This is a genomic window from Mesocryomonas fontinalis (assembly GCF_055730125.2).
Genome location: NZ_JBUZWG020000006.1, coordinates 316,563 through 336,197, shown reverse-complemented (window position 1 = coordinate 336,197; position 19,635 = coordinate 316,563). Strand labels below are relative to the sequence as shown.

The following is a 19,635-nucleotide window of genomic DNA, read 5'->3' as shown; positions in this document are numbered from 1 at the left end:
CTACATCAGCAGCCCGATCGCAATGCCGACCAGTGCCAGCGCCGTCACCCATTGCGCGAGGTGGCCGGAGAGGATGCCGAGCTTGGTATCCTTGGCGAGGTCGACCAGCGTGTCGTCGTTGATGCGGATGCCGTTCTCGATCAGTTCCGGCATCTGCTGCGCCAGAATCTCGATCCCGTCGGCGAACTCCGGCAGGCGCTTTGCGATCCGCATCAGCGCCTCCAGCCCCTTGCGCGCATCGCGGAGCTTTGCTGCCGGGCCAAGCTCGGACAGGATGTATTCGGTGACCACCGGCTCCGCGGCGACCCACATGTTGAACTTCGGATCGAACGAGCGCGCCACACCCTCGACCACGACCATGGTCTTCTGCAGGAGGATCAGCTCGGGCCTTGTCTTCATCTCGAAGAGCTCGGTTACCTCGAACAGCAGCGTTAAAAGGTGCCCCATCGAGATCGTCTCGGCCGGCTGGCCGTGGATCGGCTCGCCGATCGCCCGGAGCGCCTGCGCAAAGCTCAGCACATCCTGGCTGCGCGGCACGTAGCCCGCCTCGAAATGAACTTCCGCGACGCGCTGGTAGTCGCGCCGGATGAAGCCGTAGAGGATTTCCGCCAGAAACCGCCGGGAGTCCGCGCTGAGCCGGCCGACGATGCCGAGATCGACGGCGATGATCGTGCCGTCCGGCCCGACGAAGAGATTGCCGGGGTGCATGTCGGCGTGGAAGAAGCCGTCGCGCATCGAGTGGCGCAGGAACGACTGGACGACGTTGACGCCGAGCGCCGGCAGGTCGTGCCCGGCCGCGGCGACGGCACGCACGTCGTTCATCTTGATGCCGTCGACCCATTCCATGGTCAGCACGTCGCGCCCGGTACGCTCCCAGTCGATCGCCGGCACGCGGAAATGCGGGTCGTCGGCGACATTCTCGGCCATTTCCGAGGAGGCCGCCGCCTCGAGGCGGAGATCCATCTCGATGCGCGTCGACTGCGCCAGCGTCTCGACCACGGCCATCGGCCGCAGGCGCCGCGTGCTCGGCACGAAGCGCTCGAGCGTGCGGGCGATGAAGGCGAAGCTGTCGAGCTCGCGCTTGAACCTCACGCGCACGCCCGGCCGCGTCACCTTGACGGCGACCTCGCGCTCGACGCCGTTGCGGTCGCGCGTCCGCGCCCGGTGCACCTGGGCGATCGAGGCCGCCCCCACCACCTCGCCGAACTCGACGAAGAGGTCGTCGATCCGCCGCCCGAGGGTGGTCTCGATCTCGGCGATCGCCTCCGCCGTCGGAAACGGCGGCACGCTGTCCTGCAGACTCGAGAGCTCGCCCGCGATCTTCAGGCCGACGAGGTCCGGGCGGGTCGCCAGGAACTGGCCGAGCTTCACATAGGAAGGCCCGAGCCGGTTCAGCGCACGCGACAGCTTCTCTGACCGCTCCGCCTCGTCCGCCGACTTGCGCTCGACGAGGCCAGCCAGCCGATAGGCGAGGAGCGGCCCGGCCGACAGCCCATCGGCCGGCAGCGAGGTGACGACGCCCTCGCGGGCGAGGACGTAGGCTGCCCGCATCAGCGCCAGCGTGCCGGAGAGCGGGTTCACCACCCCTAGAGCTTCCAGCCGGAATGCAGCGCCGCGATGCCGCCGGAAAAGTTGCGGTGCGTCACGCGCTCGAAACCGGCACTGCGGATGGCCGTCTCGAAATTCGCCTGGTTGGGAAAGCGGCGGATCGATTCGACGAGATACTCATAAGACTCGCGGTCACCCGCCACCGCCTTGCCGATCGCCGGGATCGCCTTGAACGACCAGGCCTCGTAGACCTTGTCGAGCACCGGCATGTCGACCTCGGAGAATTCGAGGCACAGGAACCGGCCGCCGGGCTTCAGCACGCGGTAGGCTTCCGCGAGCGCGAGGTCGATGCGCGGCACGTTCCGGATGCCGAAGGCGATGGTGTAGGCGTCGAAGCTCTGATCGGGCAGGCCGAGGCTCTGGGCATTGCTCTCGACGAAGGTGAGCTTGTCGTCGAGCTTCAGCTTGGCCGCGCGTTCGGCGCCGACGGCGAGCATCGAGCCGTTGATATCGAGCACGGTGCCCCGCGCCGCGCCGCGCGAAGCCTCGACGATGCGGAAGGCGATGTCGCCGGTGCCGCCGGCGACGTCGAGGAAGGTCCAGCCCGGACGCTTGGAGGGCGCCAGCCAGTTGACCATCGCCGACTTCCACACCCGGTGGAGCCCGCCCGACATCAGGTCGTTCATCAGGTCGTAGCGCTCGGCGACGCGGTGGAAGACCTCGTTCACCCGGGCCTGCTTCTCCTCGGCGCCGCCCACGGCCTGGAAGCCATAGGTGGTTTCCATTCCCTCGGCACCGGTCACTCGGCTCTGCGACATTGGAAGTCCATCTCGTTACGGGTTCGTCCGGCGGGCTCGTTACGGGTTCGTCCGGCGGGAATGGCCCGCCACGGCCGGCTTCGACCGATCCTCTAGCGGAACCGCGCCGAAGAGGCCATGTCTGCAGCGCCATGCCTTGCCCGAGGACTTAATCAGCCATGCCGGAATTGCCAGAGGTAGAGACCGTCCGCCGCGGCCTGCAGCCGTTCATGGAGGGCGCCATGATCCGCCGGGTCGAGCTGCGCCGGCCAGACCTGCGCTTTCCCTTGCCCGAGGGGTTTGCCGCGCGGCTGGAGGGCCGGCGGATCGACAGCCTGTCGCGCCGGGCGAAATACCTGCTCGCCCACGTCGCCGACACGCCCGCCGACCTCGTTCTCGCCATGCATCTCGGCATGTCCGGCTCGTTCCGCATCGAGACCTCGGACGATACGCTGACCCCCGGCGTGTTCCACCATCCGCGCTCGGAGAGCCGCACGCACGATCACGTGCTCTTCCACATCGAGCAGCCGCAATGGGGCCGGTTGTCGATCGTCTTCAACGATCCCCGCCGCTTCGGCTACATGACGCTGCAGCCGGCCGCCGACCTTGCCGCGCACCCGCACTTCAAAGGCCTCGGCATCGAACCGACCGGCAATGCGCTGGATGGGGCACTGCTGGCGCCGCTGTTTGCCGGCAAGGCGGCGCCGTTGAAGGCGGTGCTGCTCGACCAGAAGATCATCGCCGGCCTTGGCAACATCTATGTCTGCGAGGCGCTGTGGCGGGCCCGCCTGTCGCCGCGCCGGCTCGCCGGCACGCTGGTGAAGAAGGACGGACGCCCGACGGTGAGGCTCGATAACCTCGCCGTGCAGATCCGCGAGACCATTGCCGATGCCATCGCCGCCGGCGGCTCGTCGCTGCGCGACTACCGCCAGGCCGACGGCTCCCTCGGCTATTTCCAGCACAGCTTCGCGGTCTACGGCCGCGAGGACGAGGCTTGCCGGCACGAGAATTGTCGCGGCATCGTGCGGCGGGTGGTGCAGTCCGGCCGCTCGACGTTTTTCTGCCCGGTCTGCCAGGGATAGCGCGGGGCGGCGCGGCGAGGGCAGACGCTTGCCGGGTGCGGCCGAACCGCTATCTTCGGCCGCCTGTGGCGTGGCGCCTCGCGGGATGCGGCACTCCGAAAGCCCAGCAATGAAGTACCGCGCGGTAAAGTGAAGGAGACGGTCGATGGCCTATGAGACGATCCGGGTCGAGACCCGCGGCCGGGTCGGGCTGGTGACGCTGGACCGCCCGCAGGCCCTCAACGCGCTGAACGCCACCTTGCTCGCCGAACTCCTCGACGCCCTTCGCCTTCTCGGCCTCGACGACGCCATTGGCGCGGTGGTGCTGACCGGGTCGGAAAAAGCCTTTGCTGCCGGCGCCGACATCAAGGAGATGCAGGCTTTGACCTTCGTCGAGGCCTATGCCGACGATTTTGCCCGCGGCTGGGAAGAAGTCGCCGGCTTCCGTAAGCCGATGATCGCCGCCGTCGCCGGCTATGCGCTCGGCGGCGGCTGCGAGCTCGCGATGATGGCCGACTTCATCATCGCGGCCGACAGCGCCCGTTTCGGCCAGCCCGAGATCACGCTCGGCGTCCTGCCGGGCATGGGCGGCACGCAGCGCATGGCGCGCTCGATCGGCAAGGCGAAGACGATGGATCTCGTTCTCACCGGCCGGTTGATGGATGCCGTCGAAGCCGAGCGGTGCGGGCTCGTGGCGCGCGTCGTCCCGGCGGCGGACCTCCTGAAGGAGGCGATCGCGGCGGCTGAGAAGATTGCCGGCTTCTCGCAGCCCTCGGTGATGATGGCCAAGGAGTCGGTCAACCGTGCCTTCGAGACCGTTCTTGCCGAGGGACTGCGCTTCGAGCGCCGGCTGTTCCACTCGACCTTCGCGCTGGACGACCAGAGCGAAGGCATGGCCGCCTTCATCGAGAAGCGGCCGGCGGTTTTCCGGAATCGCTGATCGGCGAAAATCGCGATCGGGCGCGGCCGCCGGTCCGGTTAGATGTTGACGCGGCCACGCGGCTTGCCTATAAGCCGCTCGATATTCGGCGGCGCCATAAGGGGCCGTATGTGCTCGCGCTCTGGTCCGGTCCGGTCCAAGGCTGCAGGCCCCCGGCAACCACAGACAAGAGAGTCCAGTCATGGCCAATACGCCATCGGCCAAGAAGGCCACGCGCAAGATCGCCCGCCGCACCGAGGTCAACAAGAACCGCCGCTCGCGCGTTCGGACCTTCCTGCGCAAGGTCGAGGAAGCCATCCTGTCGGGTGACAAGGACGCTGCCCAGGCCGCGTTCAAGGTTGCGGAGCCCGAGCTGATGCGCGCCGTCTCGCGCGGCGTGTTCCACAAGAACACCATCTCCCGCAAGATCTCGCGCCTGTCGGGCCGGGTGAAGAGCACTGGCGAAGCCGCGTCCGCTTAACACCTCTTAAATACGCTGTTCGAAAGGCTCGGCTCTGCCGGGCCTTTTTGATTCATGGCGCTTTTAAAGGCGTGTCACGCCGCTGTCATCAGCATGTTGCCGCCGTATCGACCCTCGCCGTCGACGACATAATTTCTACACTAATTTCAATAGGTTGCGACAGGTCGCCATTTCCGGCACTGGGGTCGGCTAACCAAATTTTCGCAAGCCCTTGAGTCAAGCGGGCCTCTACAAGATTCCCAAAATTTAAACCTTGTCCCCCGGGTTTAGTTTGGCGGGTTTATGATTTTCCAGAGGAATCAGGGGATTACCCCTGCCCACCCCCTTGCGCGCATGACGAGTCCGCCACACCGGCCTCACCCGTTCAACGATTCATCGAAGACTCGGCTTGCCCGAGCGTCGGCGCTTGCGTAGTTTCAAACCTCAGGCAAGAGAGCGAAAAGACGAAACGTGGGGACGAAGCGTGTTTTCCAGTAAGTTCATCAGCCCCAGAATATCTTAAATCCTTCAGCAAGTCAGAAGGTGCTGGGCCTTAAGGCTTTAGCAAGTATTTCGGGCACCTTAAACCCGAGCCATACCAACGATATTTCGAAGACACGCAAGCGGGTCCTGACAGGACCTTGCTGCCGGGGGATTTTCCATGAGCACTCCATATTCGGGCGACGTCACCGTCGGCGCCTGCTGGGAAGCCGTCAGCCAACAGGCCGACGCCTTCCTGATCGACGTCCGCACGTCCGCCGAATGGACCTATGTCGGCTTTCCCCGCCTTCCTGCGTCCGAGCGCCAGCTGTTCCAGGAATGGCAGGTCTTCCCCTCGATGGCCGTCGATCCGCGCTTTGCCGAGAAGGTCGCCGCCCGCATTGCGGAGCTCGGTGGCAGCGAGGCATCGAAGCTCTACTTCCTCTGCCGGTCGGGTGTGCGCAGCATGGCCAGCGCGGCCGCGCTGACCGCCGCCGGCTTCCAACATTGCTACAACGTCCTCGACGGCTTCGAGGGACCGCCGGACGACGAGGGACACCGCGGGACGACCGCCGGCTGGAAAGCCGCGGACCTGCCTTGGGCGCAGCGATGAGCGCCGTCGCGGCAACGGTGCGGTCACCCTCGGTGCGGCCGTTCATGCGGTCGGGCTCGATCGAACAGAAAACGGTCCCGCAGGGACAGGGAGCGGGTAACGGAATGACGGAAATGCAGGTATCGGGGCCGAAGGGCGACGGCGAGATCTTGCTGCGCGTCAAGGCCCGCCTGCAGGCGCAGCTCGGCAAGGACATCTATGCCAGCTGGTTCGAGCGGATGAAGATCGACGAGATGGGCAAGGGCTCCGTCCGTCTGTCGGTGCCGACCGCCTTCCTGAAGACCTGGATCAACTCGCACTATTCCGACATGCTGCTGGCCATCTTCGCCGAGGAGGTGCCGGGCACGCTGAAGGTCGACATCGCCGTGCGCACCGCCGTGCGCAGCGGGCCGGCGGCCAACCAGACCGCCCGCGAGGTGACCGAGATCGCCAAGCCGGCCGCGCGCGGACCGGGCATCATGGACGTGCCGGCCGCCAGCCACGCCTCGCATCCGGCGCTGGAGCGCACGGCCGACCTCTCGGCCCGCGACCGCCACCACAACGGCACCTCCTTCGGCTCGCCGCTCGACAACCGCTACGTCTTCGACACCTTCGTCGAGGGCACGTCGAACCGCGTGGCGCTCGCCGCCGCCAAGGCGATCGCCGAGAACGGCCCGCAGTCGGTGCGCTTTAACCCGCTCTTCGTCCACGCCAATGTCGGCCTCGGCAAGACGCACCTGCTGCAGGCGATCGCCAATGCCGCGACCCGCCGGGCCGACCAGCCGCGCGTCGTCTATCTCACCGCCGAATACTTCATGTGGCGCTTCGCCACCGCTATCCGCGACAACCAGGCGCTCGACTTCAAGGAGAATCTCCGCGGCATCGACATCCTGATCATCGACGACATGCAGTTCCTGCAAGGCAAGTCGATCCAGCAGGAGTTCTGCCATCTCCTCAACGCGCTGATCGACTCGGCGCGCCAGGTGATCGTCGCCGCCGACCGCCCGGCCTTCGAGCTGGAATCGCTCGATGCGCGCGTGCGCTCGCGCCTGTCGGGTGGCGTCGCCATCGAGATGGTCTCGCCGGACTTCGACATGCGCAAGGAGATCCTCACCACCCGCGTCGACGCGCTGAAGGTCGAGGATCCGAGCTTCCTCATCGACGAGAAGGTGGTCGACACCATCGCCCGCCGGGTGATCGGCTCCGGCCGCGACCTCGAGGGCGCGTTCAACCAGATCGCCTTCCGCCACGCCGTCGGCCAGCCGCTCTCGGCCGACCACCTCGATGACCTCCTGAACTCGCTGACCCGCACCAATGGCGAGAAGCGGATCCGCATCGAGGACATCCTGAAATTCGTCTCGCGCCACTACAACGTGACGCGCACCGACATCCTCTCCGCCCGCCGCACCCGCACCATCGTGCGCCCGCGGCAGATCGCGATGTATCTGGCCAAGACCATGACGCCGCGCTCGCTGCCGGAGATCGGCCGCCGGTTTGGCGGGCGCGACCACACCACGGTGCTGCACGCCGTGCGCAAGATCGAAGGCGAGCGCGCCAAGGACGAGAAGCTCGGCGAGGAGCTCGACCTCATCCGCCGCATGATCGAGGAATAGGCACTTTGGTGCGAGGCTGGTTCCCGCCGGTCGATAACGCCTGACGGTCGAACCCTCCCGCTGGTTGACCCTTCCTGAATGACGCCGGCGCCCCGCTTTTACGGGTCGCCGGCGCTGCTGTCTCGACTGTGCGCCGCAAGGCTTTTCAAGCCGTCCCGGAGCCTCTAAAAGGTTCGCACTCCCGCGGGGAAACGCCGGCGCCCAAGCGCTGTCCGCGACGAGATGCCGGCGCTCCCCCGAACGAAATGGTTGTCTCCCATGCGTATCATCATCGAGCGTTCCAACCTTCTGAAGACGCTGGGCCATGTCCACCGCGTGGTCGAGCGGCGCAACACCATCCCGATCCTGTCCAACGTCCTCGTCAAGACCGAGGATGGGGCGCTCAGGCTGAAGGCGACGGACCTCGATCTCGAGATCACCGAGACGGTGGCGGCGAACGGCGAGCAGGAGGGCGCGACGACGGTGCCGGCGCACCTCCTCTACGACATCGTCCGCAAGCTGTCCGACGGCTCGGAGGTGAAGCTCGCGACGAACGCCGACGGCAACCAGATGACGGTCACCTCCGGCCGCTCGAACTTCCGCCTGCAGTGCCTGCCGGAATCGGATTTCCCCGACATCACCGCCGGCGTCTTCTCGCATTCCTTCAAGCTCAAGGGCTCGGCCCTCGGCCGCCTCGTCGAGCGCACCCAGTTCGCGATCTCGACCGAGGAGACGCGCTACTACCTCAACGGCATCTTCCTCCACACCATCGAGTCCGAGGGCTCGCTGCGCCTGCGCGCCGTCGCCACCGACGGCCACCGCCTGGCGCGGGCCGAGATGGAGGCACCCGCGGGCTCCGAGGGCATGCCGGGCATCATCATCCCGCGCAAGACGGTCGGCGAGTTGCAGAAGCTTCTCGACAGTGGCGACGACGAGATCCTCGTCGAGCTCTCCGATTCCAAGATCCGCTTCACCATCGGCCCGGTGGTGATGACGTCGAAGCTGATCGACGGCACCTTTCCCGACTACCAGCGCGTCATCCCGCAGAACAACGACAAGGAGCTGACGCTCGACCGGCAGACCTTCTCGGCCGCCGTCGACCGCGTCTCGACCATCTCGTCGGAGCGCGGCCGCGCGGTGAAGCTTGCCGTCAGCAATGGCCAGCTGACGCTGACGGTCAACAGCCCGGACGCCGGCACCGCGACGGAAGAACTCGCCGTCGGCTATGAATCCGACGACATCGAGATCGGCTTCAACGCCCGCTACCTCCTCGACATCACCGGGCAGCTCTCCGGCGACACCGCGGTGTTCATGCTCGCCGATCCCGGCTCGCCCACCCTCATCAAGGACGGCGGCGACGACGGCACGCTCTATGTCCTGATGCCCATGCGGGTGTGACGGGCACCGCGCTCCCGATCTCCGTCGCGGAGAACGAGATCCCCGTCGTGGAGACCGCGGTCCCGATCGTTCGCGACGACACTGCCCGCGCGGATGACGACGGCGTCTCGGGGCCGGCCCATGCTTCGCCCGTCCCCACCGGCAAGACCATGTCGCATCTCTCGGCGCTCCGCCTCGTCGACTTCCGCAACTATTCGACGCTGCAGGTCGATCTCGCCGCGCGCTTCGTGGTGCTTGCCGGCGACAACGGCGCCGGCAAGACCAATCTGATGGAAGCGGTCTCGCTGATGACCCCCGGCCGCGGCCTTCGCCGGGCGGCCTATGCCGACATGATCCGCGCCGGCGGCAGCGGCGGCTTTTCGGTCCGCGCCGACCTCACATCGGAGCATGATACGCTGCAGCTCGCCACCCTCGTCCGCCCCGAGGCGGGCAACGGGCTCGCCCGCACCGTCAGGATCGACGAGACGCAGGCGAAATCGGCCGACGAACTGCTCGACCATCTCCGCATCCTCTGGCTGACGCCGGCGATGGACGGCCTCTTCACCGGCTCGTCCGGCGACCGGCGCCGCTTCCTCGACCGCCTTGTGCTGACCGTCGATCCCGCGCATGGCCGACGGGCCTCCGACTACGAGCGGGCGATGCGCCAGCGCAACCGGCTGCTCGCCGACGGTCGACAGGACGACGCCTGGCTCGCCGGCCTCGAGGCGCAGCTCGCCGAGCTCGGCATCGCCATCGCCATCGCCCGGCACGAGCTGGTCGGCCTGCTCAGAACGATGATCGGCGCCTCGACGGATGACAGCCCGTTTCCGAAGGCGGACCTCGCGCTGACCAGCGGCTACGGCTTCGACGATCTTGCCCGGCCCGCCGTCGACCTCGAGGACGAGGCTGCCGAGCGGCTCGCCCGGCAGCGGCCGCTCGACCGCGCCGCGGGGCGCACGCTCGAGGGCCCGCACCGCGCCGATCTCCTGATCACCCACCGCGCAAAGGCGATGCCGGCCGCGCTTTCCTCCACCGGCGAGCAGAAGGCGCTGCTGATCGGCCTGGTGCTGGCGCATGCCGGCCTCGTCAGGGCGATGAGCGGCATGGGCCCGGTGCTGCTGCTCGACGAGGTCGCCGCGCATCTCGACCCCGGCCGCCGCGCCGGCCTCTTCGACATCATCGAGGGCCTCGGCGTGCAGGCCTTCATGACCGGCACCGACGCAGCGCTGTTCGAGGCGCTCGGCGACCGCGCGCAGCACCTGACGGTCGACCATGGGCGCGTGACATGAGCGACCGCCCCACCCCGTTCGGCCCAGCCGACCCGGCCGGTCCGGCTACGACCATCTCCGCCGCCGAGGCCTTGCTGGATCCGATGTCCGGACCACCCCCTGCAGCTCCGCCTGCACCGCTGTCCGCCGACGAGCTCAAGCGCTATGCCCGCCACATCGTGCTGCCGGAAGTCGGCGGCCCCGGCCAGCAGCGGCTGAAGCGGGCGAAGATGCTGGTGATCGGCGCCGGCGGGCTCGGCTCGCCGGTGGTGCTGTACCTTGCCGCCGCCGGCGTCGGCACGATCGGCATCGCCGACGACGACACGGTCTCGCTCTCCAACCTCCAGCGCCAGGTGCTGCACGGCACCGCCGACGTCGGCCGCCTCAAGCTCGACAGCGCCGCTGATGCGGTGGCCGCGATCAACCCGCACGTCACCGTCGTGCCGCACCCGCTGCGCCTCGACGCCGCCAACGGCGCTGACATCGTCGCGGCCTACGACCTCGTCATCGACGGCTCCGACAACTTTTCCACCCGCTACGCCCTGGCCGATCTCTGCGAGGCAGCCGAGCGGCCGCTGGTGACGGCGGCGGTGAACCGCTTCTCCGGCTCGCTGACGGTACTCATGCCCTATGCGACGTCACTGGCCGGCGTGCGACATCCCGGCTACCGCGACCTCTTCCCCGAAGCGCCCCCGGCGGGCCTCGTCCCCTCCTGCGCCGAGGCCGGCATCCTCGGCGTCGTCACCGGCATCCTCGGCACCCTCGCCGCGACCGAGGCCATCAAGCTCGCCTGCGGCATCGGCGAGCCGCTGGTCGGCCGCCTGCTGATGGTCGACACGCTGGAGATGCGGTTCGAGACGGTGCGGTACCGGCGAAAGCGCTGAGGGCCGTAGGGACTGAAGTTCCCGATAGCCCAGCGTGAGGAGGCGCTGTTGAAAGAGGCTCGCCACCAAAGTCGTCATCCTCGGCCACAGGCCGGGGACCCATGCCTCCACCGCAAGGCCACGGTCCGGTTGAGGAGGGGAATGTCGATCGGAGTGTGGATGCTCAATGGCCTGGCATGGGTCCCCGGGGCTAAAGCCCCGAGGATGACGAGGCACACACTGGAGCTGCCGCGGGCGATCTGCCGCCTCCAGCGGTCATCGCTTCCTCAGCCGGGTCCAGCATCAGTTCCCCCTCACCCCTTGTGATGCACCTCCTGCAGCCCATACACCGGCGTCGCGATCCCCGCCGCCCGGGCCTTTAGCTGTAGCGCCAGGAACTGCGAGTAATGCCGCGACTGGTGGAGGTTGCCGCCGTGGAACCAGAGGCCTTCCACTTGCGTCGGCTTCCACATGTTGCGCTGCTCGCCCTCCCAGGGGCCGGGATCCTTCGGCGTGTTCGAGCCGTGGCCCCAGCACTTGCCGACCCGGTCGGCGGTCTCGCGGTCGACGAGGTCGGCGACCCAGCCGTTCATCGAGCCGTAGCCGGTGGCGTAGACGATGAGGTCGGCCGGAAGCTCCGAGCCGTCGGCGAACCTGACGCCGGTCTCGGTGATCTCCTCGACCTCGACGCCGCTCTTCAGCTTGATCTTGCCCTCGATGATCAGCTGGCTGGCGCCGACGTCGATGTAGTAGCCGGAGCCGCGGCGGAGGTACTTCATGAACAGGCCGGACCCGTCGGCGCCGAAGTCGAGCATGAAGCCGGCCTTTTCCAGCGCGGCGTAGAACTCGGCGTCGACCTCTCGCATGCGGTTGGCCACCGGGATCTGGAACTCGTGCATGATCCGGTAGGGAAGCGAGGCGAAGATCAGGTCGGCCTTGGCGGTGGTGACGCCATTGGCCAGCGCCTGCTCGGAGTAGAGCGGGCCGAGGCTCTCGGTCATCAGCGTCTCGGAGCGGGCGATGTGGGTGGTCGAACGCTGGACCATGGTGACGTCGGCGCCGGCCTCCCACAGCGCGGCGCAAATGTCGTGCGCCGAGTTGTTGGAGCCGATCACCACGGCCTTCTTGCCGGCCCAGGCGTCTGGGCCGGGATGCACCGAGGAGTGGTGCTGCTCGCCCTTGAAGCGCTCCATGCCCTTGAAGGTCGGGAGGTTCGGTTTCGCCGACATGCCGGTGGCGAAGACGAGCTGCTTCGGGCGGAGCGTGATCTCCTCGCCGTCGCGGACGACGGTGACGTTCCATTCCTTCCGGGCCTCGTCCCAGTGTGCCGTCTTCGCCTCGGTGGAGTTCCAGACGTTGAGCTCCATCACCTTGGCGTACATTTCCAGCCAGTCGCCGATCTTGTCCTTCGGCGCGAAGACCGGCCAGTTCTTCGGGAAATCGATGTAGGGCAGGTGGTCGTACCAGACGGGGTCGTGCAGGCAGAGCGACTTGTAGCGCTTGCGCCAGGCGTCGCCGGGCCGTTCGTGCTTGTCGACGATGATGGTGGAAACGCCGAGCTGGCGCAGCCGCGCGCCGAGCGCGAGGCCGCCTTGCCCGCCGCCGATCACCACCACCTCCGGCTGGGTGGTGCGGCCGAGCGCCTCGGCCTCCGCCTGCCGCTGCTCCAGCCAGGATTTGCGCCCTTGGGCCGATCCGTGCTCGGCGCCCGTCGGACGACGCTCGCCCATCCTCTCCTCATGCCCCTTCAGCTCGGTCATGGTGGTGAGGAAGGTCCAGGCCTTGCCGTCCTTCAGCCGGAGATGGCCGCGGCCGCGGGCGACGGCGGTCTCGAAGGTGATCCAGCTCTCGGTCACGCCGCCGGCCTCGGAGGGCTCCTCCTCGATCCGGAAGTGCCGCGGCTGCACGTCGGCGAGGACCGCCGTCAGCATGTCCTCGACCCCGGCCGGACCCTCGACGGTCTTGATGTTCCAGGTGAAGCTGACGAGGTCGCGCCAGTAGCTGTCGGTGTTGAACAGGGCGGCGGCCGCCGTCGCGTCGCCCGCGGCCAGCGCCGCCTCGAAGGCCGCAAGCCAGGCCTCGATTGCCCCGCGCGCCGGGCTTGAGACCGTCGCCGGCCGTTCCATCGTCTCGCTCATGCCGTTCCTCCCGAATGCTTTTCGGCAAGGATCGACCGCGCGGGCCCGGCTTGTCCATCTTGCGGGTGCGAAGAGCGGGCGGAAAAATGCTGATGCATTGCAGCAAGCGGCAGGCAACGGGGTAATCTCCCCGCTTGAGGGGAAGATCGTCGCGTCAGGCAGCGCCTCGTTCTCGCGTTGCCGCCTAAATCCGGATGGGCAGGATCCGGTCGGGCGGGCGGTGGCCGTCCATCAAGGTGCGGATGTTGATGATCACCTTCTCGCCCATGTCGATGCGCGCCTCGATCGTCGCAGAGCCCATGTGCGGCAGCAGCACCACGCGGTGCGCCTCGGCAAGCCGCATCAGCCGCCGGTCGACCGCCGGCTCGCCCTCGAACACGTCGAGCCCGGCGCCGGCGATGCGGCCCTCCTCGATCAGGCCGATCAGCGCCGGCTGGTCGATGATGTCGCCGCGGGCGATGTTGACGATGAAGGCGTGCGACGGCATCAGCGCCAGCCGCCGCGCCGAGAGAAGATGGAAGGTCGCCGGTGTCGACGGGCAGTTGACCGAGACGATGTCCATCCGCGCCAGCATCTGGTCGAGGCTCGCCCAATAGGTGGCGCCGAGCGCCTCCTCGGTCTTCGGGCTGACGCGGTGGCGGTTGTGATAGTGGATCTCGAGGCCGAAGGCCTTCGCCCGCCGCGCGACGGCGGTGCCGATGCGGCCCATGCCGACGATGCCGAGCTTCTTGCCGCCGAGGCGGCGACCGAGCATGGCGGTCGGCGACCAGCCGGCCCAGGGCTCGCCGCCGATCAGCCGCATGCCGCCCTCGACCAGTCGGCGCGGCACCGCGAGAATCAGCGCCATGGTCATGTCGGCGGTGTCCTCGTCGAGGACGTTGGGCGTGTTGGTCACGAAGATGCCGCGGGCGTGCGCCGCCTCGACGTCGATATTGTCGACGCCATTGCCGTAATTGGCGATCAGCTTCAGCCGCTCGCCCGCCTGCTCGATCATCGCGCGGTCGATGCGGTCGGTCACCGTTGGCACCAGCACGTCGACGCGCCGGAGCGCGGCAACGAGCTCGGGCTGGCTCATCGGCTTGTCGCTGGCATTGAGGCTGACATCGAAAAGCTCGCCCATGCGGGCCTCGATCGGCTCGGGCAGCCGGCGCGTGATCGCGACGACCGGTCTAGGGCGCTCCGTCATCGTGCCTCCTCCGCTCGCCGCCTCAAGGGCTTGTTAACCTCAACGCGCGATAATCGGACCAGTCGAGAAGTCCCGTCCATAGCAAGCCGTCCTCCCGAAAACAAAGCTTTCCGGCAAAGGTTCGGTGCCCCAGCCATGCTGCATCGCAGCATTCAGGGCGCGCTGGGGATGGCCCTGTCTCGGCAGGCCCTGTCTGGAGTGTTTCCGTTGCGTCTTCGTTCCCTCGTCCTGGCACTGGCCGGCACGGCCGCTCTCCTCGCCACCGCCGCCATGCCGGCCCCCGCGCTCGCGCAGGAAACCGGCTCGATCACCGGCGCCTATTCCAAGCTCGCACTGCCGCGCTTCGTCTCGCTGAAATCCGGCCGGGTGAACCTGCGCGTCGGCCCGGGCCGCGACTACGCCGTCTCCTGGCTTTACCTGAAGCCCGGCCTGCCGGTCGAAGTGGTGCAGGAATACGAGCTCTGGCGCCGGGTGCGCGACAGCGAAGGCACCGAGGGCTGGGTCTACCATTCGCTGCTGTCGGGCGAGCGCACCGCCATCGCCGCCCCCTGGCTGAAGGGCAAGAGCACGACGATCGACATGCACAACAGCGCCGGCGAGAGCGCGACGCTCGTCGCCAAGCTCGAGCCCGGCGTCATCACCAGCGTGCGGGAATGCGGCCTCGGCTGGTGCGAGGTCGAGGTCTCCGGCCGCAAGGGCTACGTCCACCAGCACGAGATCTGGGGCGTCTATCCCGACGAGCGGTTCTAGGCCATCCAGCGATCGGGAACCGGTCCACGCGAAGCGCCGGATGATGAGAGAATGCTGGAACCGCATCAGCGCGGGATAGACCGATAACCTTCGAGCCCCGACGCGCAGGCCTCCTTCGCCCACTCTGATCAGGGTTCGCCAGAAGCCAGAGTATCATCGTCATCCTCGCGCGCAGCGCGGGGACCCATGCCTCTCCGCGGACCCTGCACTCCGGCGCAAAATTAGACGCCCTCGGCATCATCCGGCATCACGGCATGGCCCCCGGGGCTATGGCCCCGCGGATGACGAGGCTCGAAAGCTGCGCCTCAACCCCGTCGATCCGGTACATCACACCGCCACGTAGCCAATAAAAAACCCGGCTCTCTCACGAGGACCGGGCTTTCAACGCTGGTTCGCCGCCGCGCTAAGGCGTGGCCAGCCGGCAGTCTCAGGACAGGGCGTCGGCCGGGCGGGCAACCTTGCGGCGCAGGCGCACGACGACGTCGACATTGACGATCTCCATGCCTTCCGGCGGCTCCGGCAGTTCCGAAAGCTTGATGCCGCCGTTCGGGATATCGATCATCTCGTTCGCCTCCTCGAGGAAGAAGTGATGGTGATCGGAGGTGTTGGTGTCGAAATAGGTGCGCTGGCCCTCGCCGGTGAGCGGGCGGATGATGCCGACATCGGTGAACTGGTGCAGCGTGTTGTAGACGGTGGCGAGCGAGACCGGCTCGCCGGCGCGGTGCGCCTCTTCGTGCAGTTCTTCGGCCGAGAGATGCCGGTCGCCCGATCCGAAGATCAGATTGCACAGCGCCACGCGTTGCCGGGTCGGGCGAAGGCCCGCAGCCCGCAGCCGCTCGAACACACAGAAGAACTGTCCACGGCCCCGATTTTCCATCGCCTTGCCCACCATCTTCACGTCCATCACACCGCGCGCCCCACCGGAGAGCGCTGATAACACCGATGATATAGACAATTCGTGGCGAGATCACAAACGCTGCGTCGCGGCAAGATGAGGAGGTTGCCGGAAAACGCTCATGCGGCTCCGACTTTTTTCTCGGCCGGAACGCCTGTGGTGTCGGGGGTGTGACGGGACGCTGATGCTTCGAGACGAGATCGCGGTCTGCCGCGCTACCCCTTGCAGCCCGCCTCCAGCGCCGTCAGCGCCTTACCCGAACCGGTCAGCGGCAAGGTGACCCGGCCGGCTGGCGCCGAGACCTCGACCTTGCGGCCCTTCTTCAGGGCATCGATCATCGGCTGCAGCTCGCCAAGCGACGCCGTGCGGGCGAGATCATGGCCACCATCGCCGCGCGCCACCGGGCGCGTCTCCTGCAGGAAGGCGATGTCGTTCGCCGAGACCACCACGGTATAGCTGCCATCGGTCGGCAGGCCGGCGGCAAAGCCCGAGAATCGCAGTACGAGGCGCCCTGGCGGCAGACCGGCGCAGCTCATCCAGATCGTCGTGAAGCCGCGGCCGGCAGCATAGCCGGCGGTCCGGGCACTTGCCCCGGCCGGCTCGGCGCGCCAGCCGTCGGCGGCCGCCGCGGGCAACGCCATGCCGGCGAGAAGAAGACCGCAGAGGGCCGTCAGACGCAGGGTTTCAACGGGCATCGCCGCCTTTCCAGACAAGAGAAACGCCAAGGAGACTTTCATTCGCCATTCGGTGACCCTAGCTTTGCCGGGAGACATGCACGCCGGCGGACCTGCCGGGTTTGTGTCCGGACGCGCCCGTGCTAAAGGCGTCGCCGAAACCGGCGTGGGGCAGCGTCCGGACGGATATGGAAGATCATGGCACCCGGCAAGACGCATTACGATTACGACGAGCTGATCACCTGCGGCCACGGCCAGCTGTTCGGACCCGGCAACGCGCAGCTGCCGCTGCCGCCGATGCTGATGTTCGACCGGATCACCGAGGTCACCACCGATGGCGGCCAGTTCGGCAAGGGCTCGATCAAGGCCGAGTTCGACGTCAATCCCGACCTCTGGTTCTTCAAATGCCATTTCGAGGGCGATCCGGTGATGCCGGGCTGCCTCGGCGTCGATGCGCTCTGGCAGCTGACCGGCTTCTATCTCGGCTGGCTCGGCGAAGAAGGCCGTGGCCGGGCGCTTGGCGTCGGCGAGGTAAAATTCTCGGGCCAGGTCACGCCGAAGGTGAAGCTCGTCGAGTACGGCGTCGAGTTCAAGCGCGTCATGCGTTCGCGTCTGAAGCTCGGCATCGCCGAAGGCTGGGTCAAGGCCGACGGCGTGCTGATCTATAAGGCGAGCGACCTGCGCGTCGGCCTGTTCAAGGACGAAGAACCCGCCGCGGCCTGACCCCTGCGCCAGCCGCGGCCGACCGGCAAACCCGGCGGCTCGCGGCCCTGTACCACTGGAGGAATATGCGATGAAACGTGTCGTTGTGACCGGAATGGGCATCGTCTCGTCGATCGGCAACGATGTCGAGGCGGTGCTGGACTCCTTGAAGAACGCCCGCTCGGGCGTCAGCTTCGCCGAGGACTATGCGAGCCACGGCTTCCGCTGCCACGTCCAGGGCGAGCCCAACCTCGACCCGTTCGCCGTGCTCGACCGGCGCACCGCGCGCTTCATGAGCAAGGGCACCGCGTGGAACTACATCGCCATGCAGCAGGCGATCGCCGATTCGGGCCTGACGGAAGACGACATCGTCAACCCGCGCACCGGCATCATCATGGGCTCGGGCGGCCCCTCGACGCGCATCATCGTGGAAGCCGCAGAGATCACCGAGACCAAGGGCGGCCCGAAGCGCATCGGCCCGACCGCGGTGCCGAAGGCGATGAGCTCGACCGCCTCGGCAGTGCTGGCCACCCAGTTCAAGATCAAGGGCGTCAACTATTCGATCTCGTCGGCCTGCGCGACGTCGAACCACTGCATCGGCAACGCCTACGAGACGATCCAGGTCGGCAAGCAGGACGTGATCTTCGCCGGCGGGTCGGAGGATCTCGACTGGACGATGTCCAACCTCTTCGACGCGATGGGCGCGATGTCCTCGGACTTCAACGACCGGCCGACGGTCGCCTCCCGCGCCTATGACAAGGACCGCGACGGCTTCGTCATCGCCGGCGGCGCGGGCGTGCTGGTGCTCGAGGAATACGAGCACGCGAAAGCCCGCGGCGCGAAGATCATCGCCGAGATCGTCGGCTATGGCGCCACCTCCGACGGGCACGACATGGTCGCCCCGTCCGGCGAGGGTGCGGCGCGCTGCATGAAGATGGCGCTGGAGACGGTCGACACCGAGATCGACTACATCAACCCGCATGCCACCTCGACGCCGGTCGGCGACAAGATGGAAATCCAGGCGATCCGCGAAGTGTTCGGGACCAAGATCCCGCCGATCTCGGCGACGAAGTCGCTGACCGGCCATTCGCTCGGGGCGACCGGCGTGCAGGAGGCGATCTACTCGCTGCTGATGCTGCAGAACGACTTCATCGTGAAGTCCGCCCATATCGACGAGATCGATCCGGAGTTTGCCGATCTGCCAATCGTGCGCGAGCGGATGGACAATGTGAAGTTGAACACCGTGCTGTCGAACTCCTTCGGCTTCGGCGGCACCAATGCGACGCTGGTGTTCCGCCGCGTCACGGACTGAGCCTTCTGCCCAAACGATGTGTTGCGGGCGGACATACGACGTGCGCCCGCAGCAACGGGTGGTGTGCTATCGCTCGGGCCGAGATGTGACCGCGGGTTTCGCGATGCGTAGAATGAGAAGGGGCCGTCCATGGGCGATCTGATGAAGGGCAAGCGCGGCCTCGTGATGGGCGTTGCCAACCACAATTCCATCGCCTGGGGCGCGGCCAAGGCGCTCGCTGCCCAGGGCGCGGAAGTGGCGCTGACCTATCAGGGCGACGCCTTCGGCAAGCGGGTGAAGCCGCTCGCCGCCGAGATCGGCTCGACGCTGCTGCTCGACTGCGACGTCGAGGACATCGCCTCGGTCGACCGCGTGTTCGAGACGCTGAAGGCCGAGTGGGGCCAGATCGACTTCCTCGTGCACGCTCTCGCCTTCTCCGACAAGAACGAGCTGAAGGGCCTCTACGCCGACACCACGCGCGACAACTTCACGCGGACCATGCTGATCTCCTGCTTCTCCTTCACCGAGATCACCCGGCGGGCGACCGATATCATGGCGCCCGGCGGCTCGCTGCTGACGCTGACCTATGGCGGCGCCACCCGCGTGATGCCGAACTACAACGTCATGGGCGTCGCCAAGGCGGCGCTGGAAGCCTCGGTGCGCTATCTCGCCGCCGATTACGGCCCGCGCAACATCCGCGTCAACGCCGTCTCGGCGGGCCCGGTGCGCACGCTCGCCGGCGCCGGCGTCTCGGATGCCCGGCTGATGTTCAGCTACCAGCGCAAGAACGCCCCGCTCCGCCGGAACGTCAGCATCGACGAGGTCGGCGGCGCCATCCTCTACCTGCTGTCGGACCTTGCCGCCGGCGTCACCGGCGAGATCCACTACGTCGATTCCGGCTACAACATCATGTCGATGCCGGCACTCGACGAGTTGAAGGCGCAGGAGCGCCGTGCGGTCATCGCCGAGGACGTTGACGTCGCCCAGGCCGCCAAGTAATCATCCGGCATCGAACTGCCCTCGGCGCCAGGCGCCGAGGGTC

At 67.3% G+C, this 19,635-nt stretch carries 18 protein-coding genes; 12 read left to right on the top strand and 6 right to left on the bottom strand.

Annotated features, from left to right (window positions below; translation table 11 throughout):
- The gene (gene ubiB / locus ACZL02_RS16785; protein ID WP_472939387.1) at window positions 1-1,581 is read right to left on the bottom strand and encodes a 2-polyprenylphenol 6-hydroxylase; all 1,581 of its coding nucleotides are present in this window, start codon (window positions 1,579-1,581) and stop codon (window positions 1-3) included.
- Between the two features lie 5 nt (window positions 1,582-1,586).
- Complete coding sequence (ubiE, locus tag ACZL02_RS16780) at window positions 1,587-2,366, bottom strand: bifunctional demethylmenaquinone methyltransferase/2-methoxy-6-polyprenyl-1,4-benzoquinol methylase UbiE (RefSeq protein WP_472939386.1); 780 nt, start codon at window positions 2,364-2,366, stop codon at window positions 1,587-1,589.
- A 158-nt stretch (window positions 2,367-2,524) separates the two neighbouring features.
- Between ubiE and mutM the strand changes: the two genes are divergently transcribed.
- The 8 genes from mutM (at window position 2,525) to moeB (ending at window position 10,978) form a co-directional block, all read left to right on the top strand.
- Complete coding sequence (gene mutM, locus ACZL02_RS16775) at window positions 2,525-3,427, top strand: bifunctional DNA-formamidopyrimidine glycosylase/DNA-(apurinic or apyrimidinic site) lyase (protein WP_472939385.1); 903 nt, start codon at window positions 2,525-2,527, stop codon at window positions 3,425-3,427.
- 145 nt (window positions 3,428-3,572) lie between these two features.
- Window positions 3,573-4,346 (top strand): enoyl-CoA hydratase, encoded by a 774-nt coding sequence (locus ACZL02_RS16770; protein WP_472939384.1) that lies wholly within the window; start codon window positions 3,573-3,575, stop codon window positions 4,344-4,346.
- Window positions 4,347-4,527: 181 nt separating this feature from the next.
- Complete coding sequence (rpsT, locus tag ACZL02_RS16765) at window positions 4,528-4,806, top strand: 30S ribosomal protein S20 (RefSeq protein WP_472939383.1); 279 nt, start codon at window positions 4,528-4,530, stop codon at window positions 4,804-4,806.
- Window positions 4,807-5,446: 640 nt separating this feature from the next.
- A complete protein-coding gene (locus ACZL02_RS16760; protein ID WP_472939382.1) occupies window positions 5,447-5,878 on the top strand; it encodes a rhodanese-like domain-containing protein in 432 nt (143 codons plus the stop codon).
- A complete protein-coding gene (gene dnaA / locus ACZL02_RS16755) occupies window positions 5,875-7,470 on the top strand; it encodes a chromosomal replication initiator protein DnaA (RefSeq protein WP_472939381.1) in 1,596 nt (531 codons plus the stop codon). Before ACZL02_RS16760 ends, dnaA begins: the two co-directional genes overlap by 4 nt.
- A 258-nt stretch (window positions 7,471-7,728) precedes the next feature.
- Window positions 7,729-8,847 (top strand): DNA polymerase III subunit beta, encoded by a 1,119-nt coding sequence (dnaN, locus tag ACZL02_RS16750; RefSeq protein WP_472939379.1) that lies wholly within the window; start codon window positions 7,729-7,731, stop codon window positions 8,845-8,847.
- Between the two features lie 149 nt (window positions 8,848-8,996).
- Complete coding sequence (gene recF / locus ACZL02_RS16745) at window positions 8,997-10,115, top strand: DNA replication/repair protein RecF (RefSeq protein WP_472939611.1); 1,119 nt, start codon at window positions 8,997-8,999, stop codon at window positions 10,113-10,115.
- A gap of 83 nt (window positions 10,116-10,198) precedes the next feature.
- Window positions 10,199-10,978, top strand: a complete 780-nt coding sequence (gene moeB, locus ACZL02_RS16740; protein ID WP_472939610.1) for a molybdopterin-synthase adenylyltransferase MoeB — start codon at window positions 10,199-10,201, stop codon at window positions 10,976-10,978.
- A 293-nt stretch (window positions 10,979-11,271) separates the two neighbouring features.
- On the opposite strand, the gene ACZL02_RS16735 is transcribed toward moeB, so the two are convergent.
- Together ACZL02_RS16735 and ACZL02_RS16730 are read right to left on the bottom strand one after the other, a co-directional pair.
- Window positions 11,272-13,083, bottom strand: a complete 1,812-nt coding sequence (locus ACZL02_RS16735; RefSeq protein WP_472939609.1) for a flavin-containing monooxygenase — start codon at window positions 13,081-13,083, stop codon at window positions 11,272-11,274.
- Window positions 13,084-13,279: 196 nt separating this feature from the next.
- Window positions 13,280-14,281, bottom strand: a complete 1,002-nt coding sequence (locus ACZL02_RS16730) for a 2-hydroxyacid dehydrogenase (RefSeq protein ID WP_472939378.1) — start codon at window positions 14,279-14,281, stop codon at window positions 13,280-13,282.
- Window positions 14,282-14,449: 168 nt separating this feature from the next.
- Here ACZL02_RS16730 and ACZL02_RS16725 point away from each other — a divergent pair, with 168 nt between their 5' ends.
- Window positions 14,450-15,031: an SH3 domain-containing protein gene (locus tag ACZL02_RS16725; RefSeq protein WP_472939608.1), complete on the top strand. Its 582-nt coding sequence runs from the start codon at window positions 14,450-14,452 to the stop codon at window positions 15,029-15,031.
- A gap of 427 nt (window positions 15,032-15,458) precedes the next feature.
- On the opposite strand, the gene irrA is transcribed toward ACZL02_RS16725, so the two are convergent.
- Both irrA and ACZL02_RS16715 read right to left on the bottom strand, forming a co-directional pair.
- The gene (irrA, locus tag ACZL02_RS16720) at window positions 15,459-15,908 is read right to left on the bottom strand and encodes an iron response transcriptional regulator IrrA (RefSeq protein WP_472934466.1); all 450 of its coding nucleotides are present in this window, start codon (window positions 15,906-15,908) and stop codon (window positions 15,459-15,461) included.
- A gap of 233 nt (window positions 15,909-16,141) precedes the next feature.
- On the bottom strand, window positions 16,142-16,621 hold the full coding sequence (locus tag ACZL02_RS16715) for a hypothetical protein (RefSeq protein WP_472939377.1): 480 nt from the start codon (window positions 16,619-16,621) through the stop codon (window positions 16,142-16,144).
- Window positions 16,622-16,798: 177 nt separating this feature from the next.
- Here ACZL02_RS16715 and fabA point away from each other — a divergent pair, with 177 nt between their 5' ends.
- From fabA to fabI, 3 genes are all read left to right on the top strand, one after another.
- Window positions 16,799-17,323 (top strand): 3-hydroxyacyl-[acyl-carrier-protein] dehydratase FabA, encoded by a 525-nt coding sequence (fabA, locus tag ACZL02_RS16710; protein ID WP_472934403.1) that lies wholly within the window; start codon window positions 16,799-16,801, stop codon window positions 17,321-17,323.
- A 70-nt stretch (window positions 17,324-17,393) separates the two neighbouring features.
- Window positions 17,394-18,614, top strand: coding sequence for a beta-ketoacyl-ACP synthase I (fabB, locus tag ACZL02_RS16705; RefSeq protein ID WP_472939376.1), 1,221 nt, complete (start codon window positions 17,394-17,396; stop codon window positions 18,612-18,614).
- Between the two features lie 129 nt (window positions 18,615-18,743).
- Complete coding sequence (gene fabI, locus ACZL02_RS16700; protein WP_472934401.1) at window positions 18,744-19,592, top strand: enoyl-ACP reductase FabI; 849 nt, start codon at window positions 18,744-18,746, stop codon at window positions 19,590-19,592.
- The last annotated feature ends 43 nt before the right edge of the window (window positions 19,593-19,635 follow it).

Bases quoted from the DNA above. Each gene is read 5' to 3' on its own strand.
- mutM (WP_472939385.1), top strand. From the start codon at position 2,525: ATGCCGGAATTGCCAGAGGTAGAGACCGTCCGCCGCGGCCTGCAGCCG.
- ACZL02_RS16770 (WP_472939384.1), top strand. From the start codon at position 3,573: ATGGCCTATGAGACGATCCGGGTCGAGACCCGCGGCCGGGTCGGGCTG.
- ACZL02_RS16760 (WP_472939382.1), top strand. From the start codon at position 5,447: ATGAGCACTCCATATTCGGGCGACGTCACCGTCGGCGCCTGCTGGGAA.
- dnaN (WP_472939379.1), top strand. From the start codon at position 7,729: ATGCGTATCATCATCGAGCGTTCCAACCTTCTGAAGACGCTGGGCCAT.
- fabI (WP_472934401.1), top strand. From the start codon at position 18,744: ATGGGCGATCTGATGAAGGGCAAGCGCGGCCTCGTGATGGGCGTTGCC.
- fabB (WP_472939376.1), top strand. From the start codon at position 17,394: ATGAAACGTGTCGTTGTGACCGGAATGGGCATCGTCTCGTCGATCGGC.
- irrA (WP_472934466.1), bottom strand. From the start codon at position 15,908: ATGGAAAATCGGGGCCGTGGACAGTTCTTCTGTGTGTTCGAGCGGCTG.
- fabA (WP_472934403.1), top strand. From the start codon at position 16,799: ATGGCACCCGGCAAGACGCATTACGATTACGACGAGCTGATCACCTGC.
- ubiE (WP_472939386.1), bottom strand. From the start codon at position 2,366: ATGTCGCAGAGCCGAGTGACCGGTGCCGAGGGAATGGAAACCACCTAT.
- ACZL02_RS16735 (WP_472939609.1), bottom strand. From the start codon at position 13,083: ATGGAACGGCCGGCGACGGTCTCAAGCCCGGCGCGCGGGGCAATCGAG.
- ACZL02_RS16725 (WP_472939608.1), top strand. From the start codon at position 14,450: ATGGCCCTGTCTCGGCAGGCCCTGTCTGGAGTGTTTCCGTTGCGTCTT.
- ACZL02_RS16715 (WP_472939377.1), bottom strand. From the start codon at position 16,621: ATGCCCGTTGAAACCCTGCGTCTGACGGCCCTCTGCGGTCTTCTTCTC.
- moeB (WP_472939610.1), top strand. From the start codon at position 10,199: ATGTCCGGACCACCCCCTGCAGCTCCGCCTGCACCGCTGTCCGCCGAC.
- dnaA (WP_472939381.1), top strand. From the start codon at position 5,875: ATGAGCGCCGTCGCGGCAACGGTGCGGTCACCCTCGGTGCGGCCGTTC.
- rpsT (WP_472939383.1), top strand. From the start codon at position 4,528: ATGGCCAATACGCCATCGGCCAAGAAGGCCACGCGCAAGATCGCCCGC.
- recF (WP_472939611.1), top strand. From the start codon at position 8,997: ATGTCGCATCTCTCGGCGCTCCGCCTCGTCGACTTCCGCAACTATTCG.
- ACZL02_RS16730 (WP_472939378.1), bottom strand. From the start codon at position 14,281: ATGACGGAGCGCCCTAGACCGGTCGTCGCGATCACGCGCCGGCTGCCC.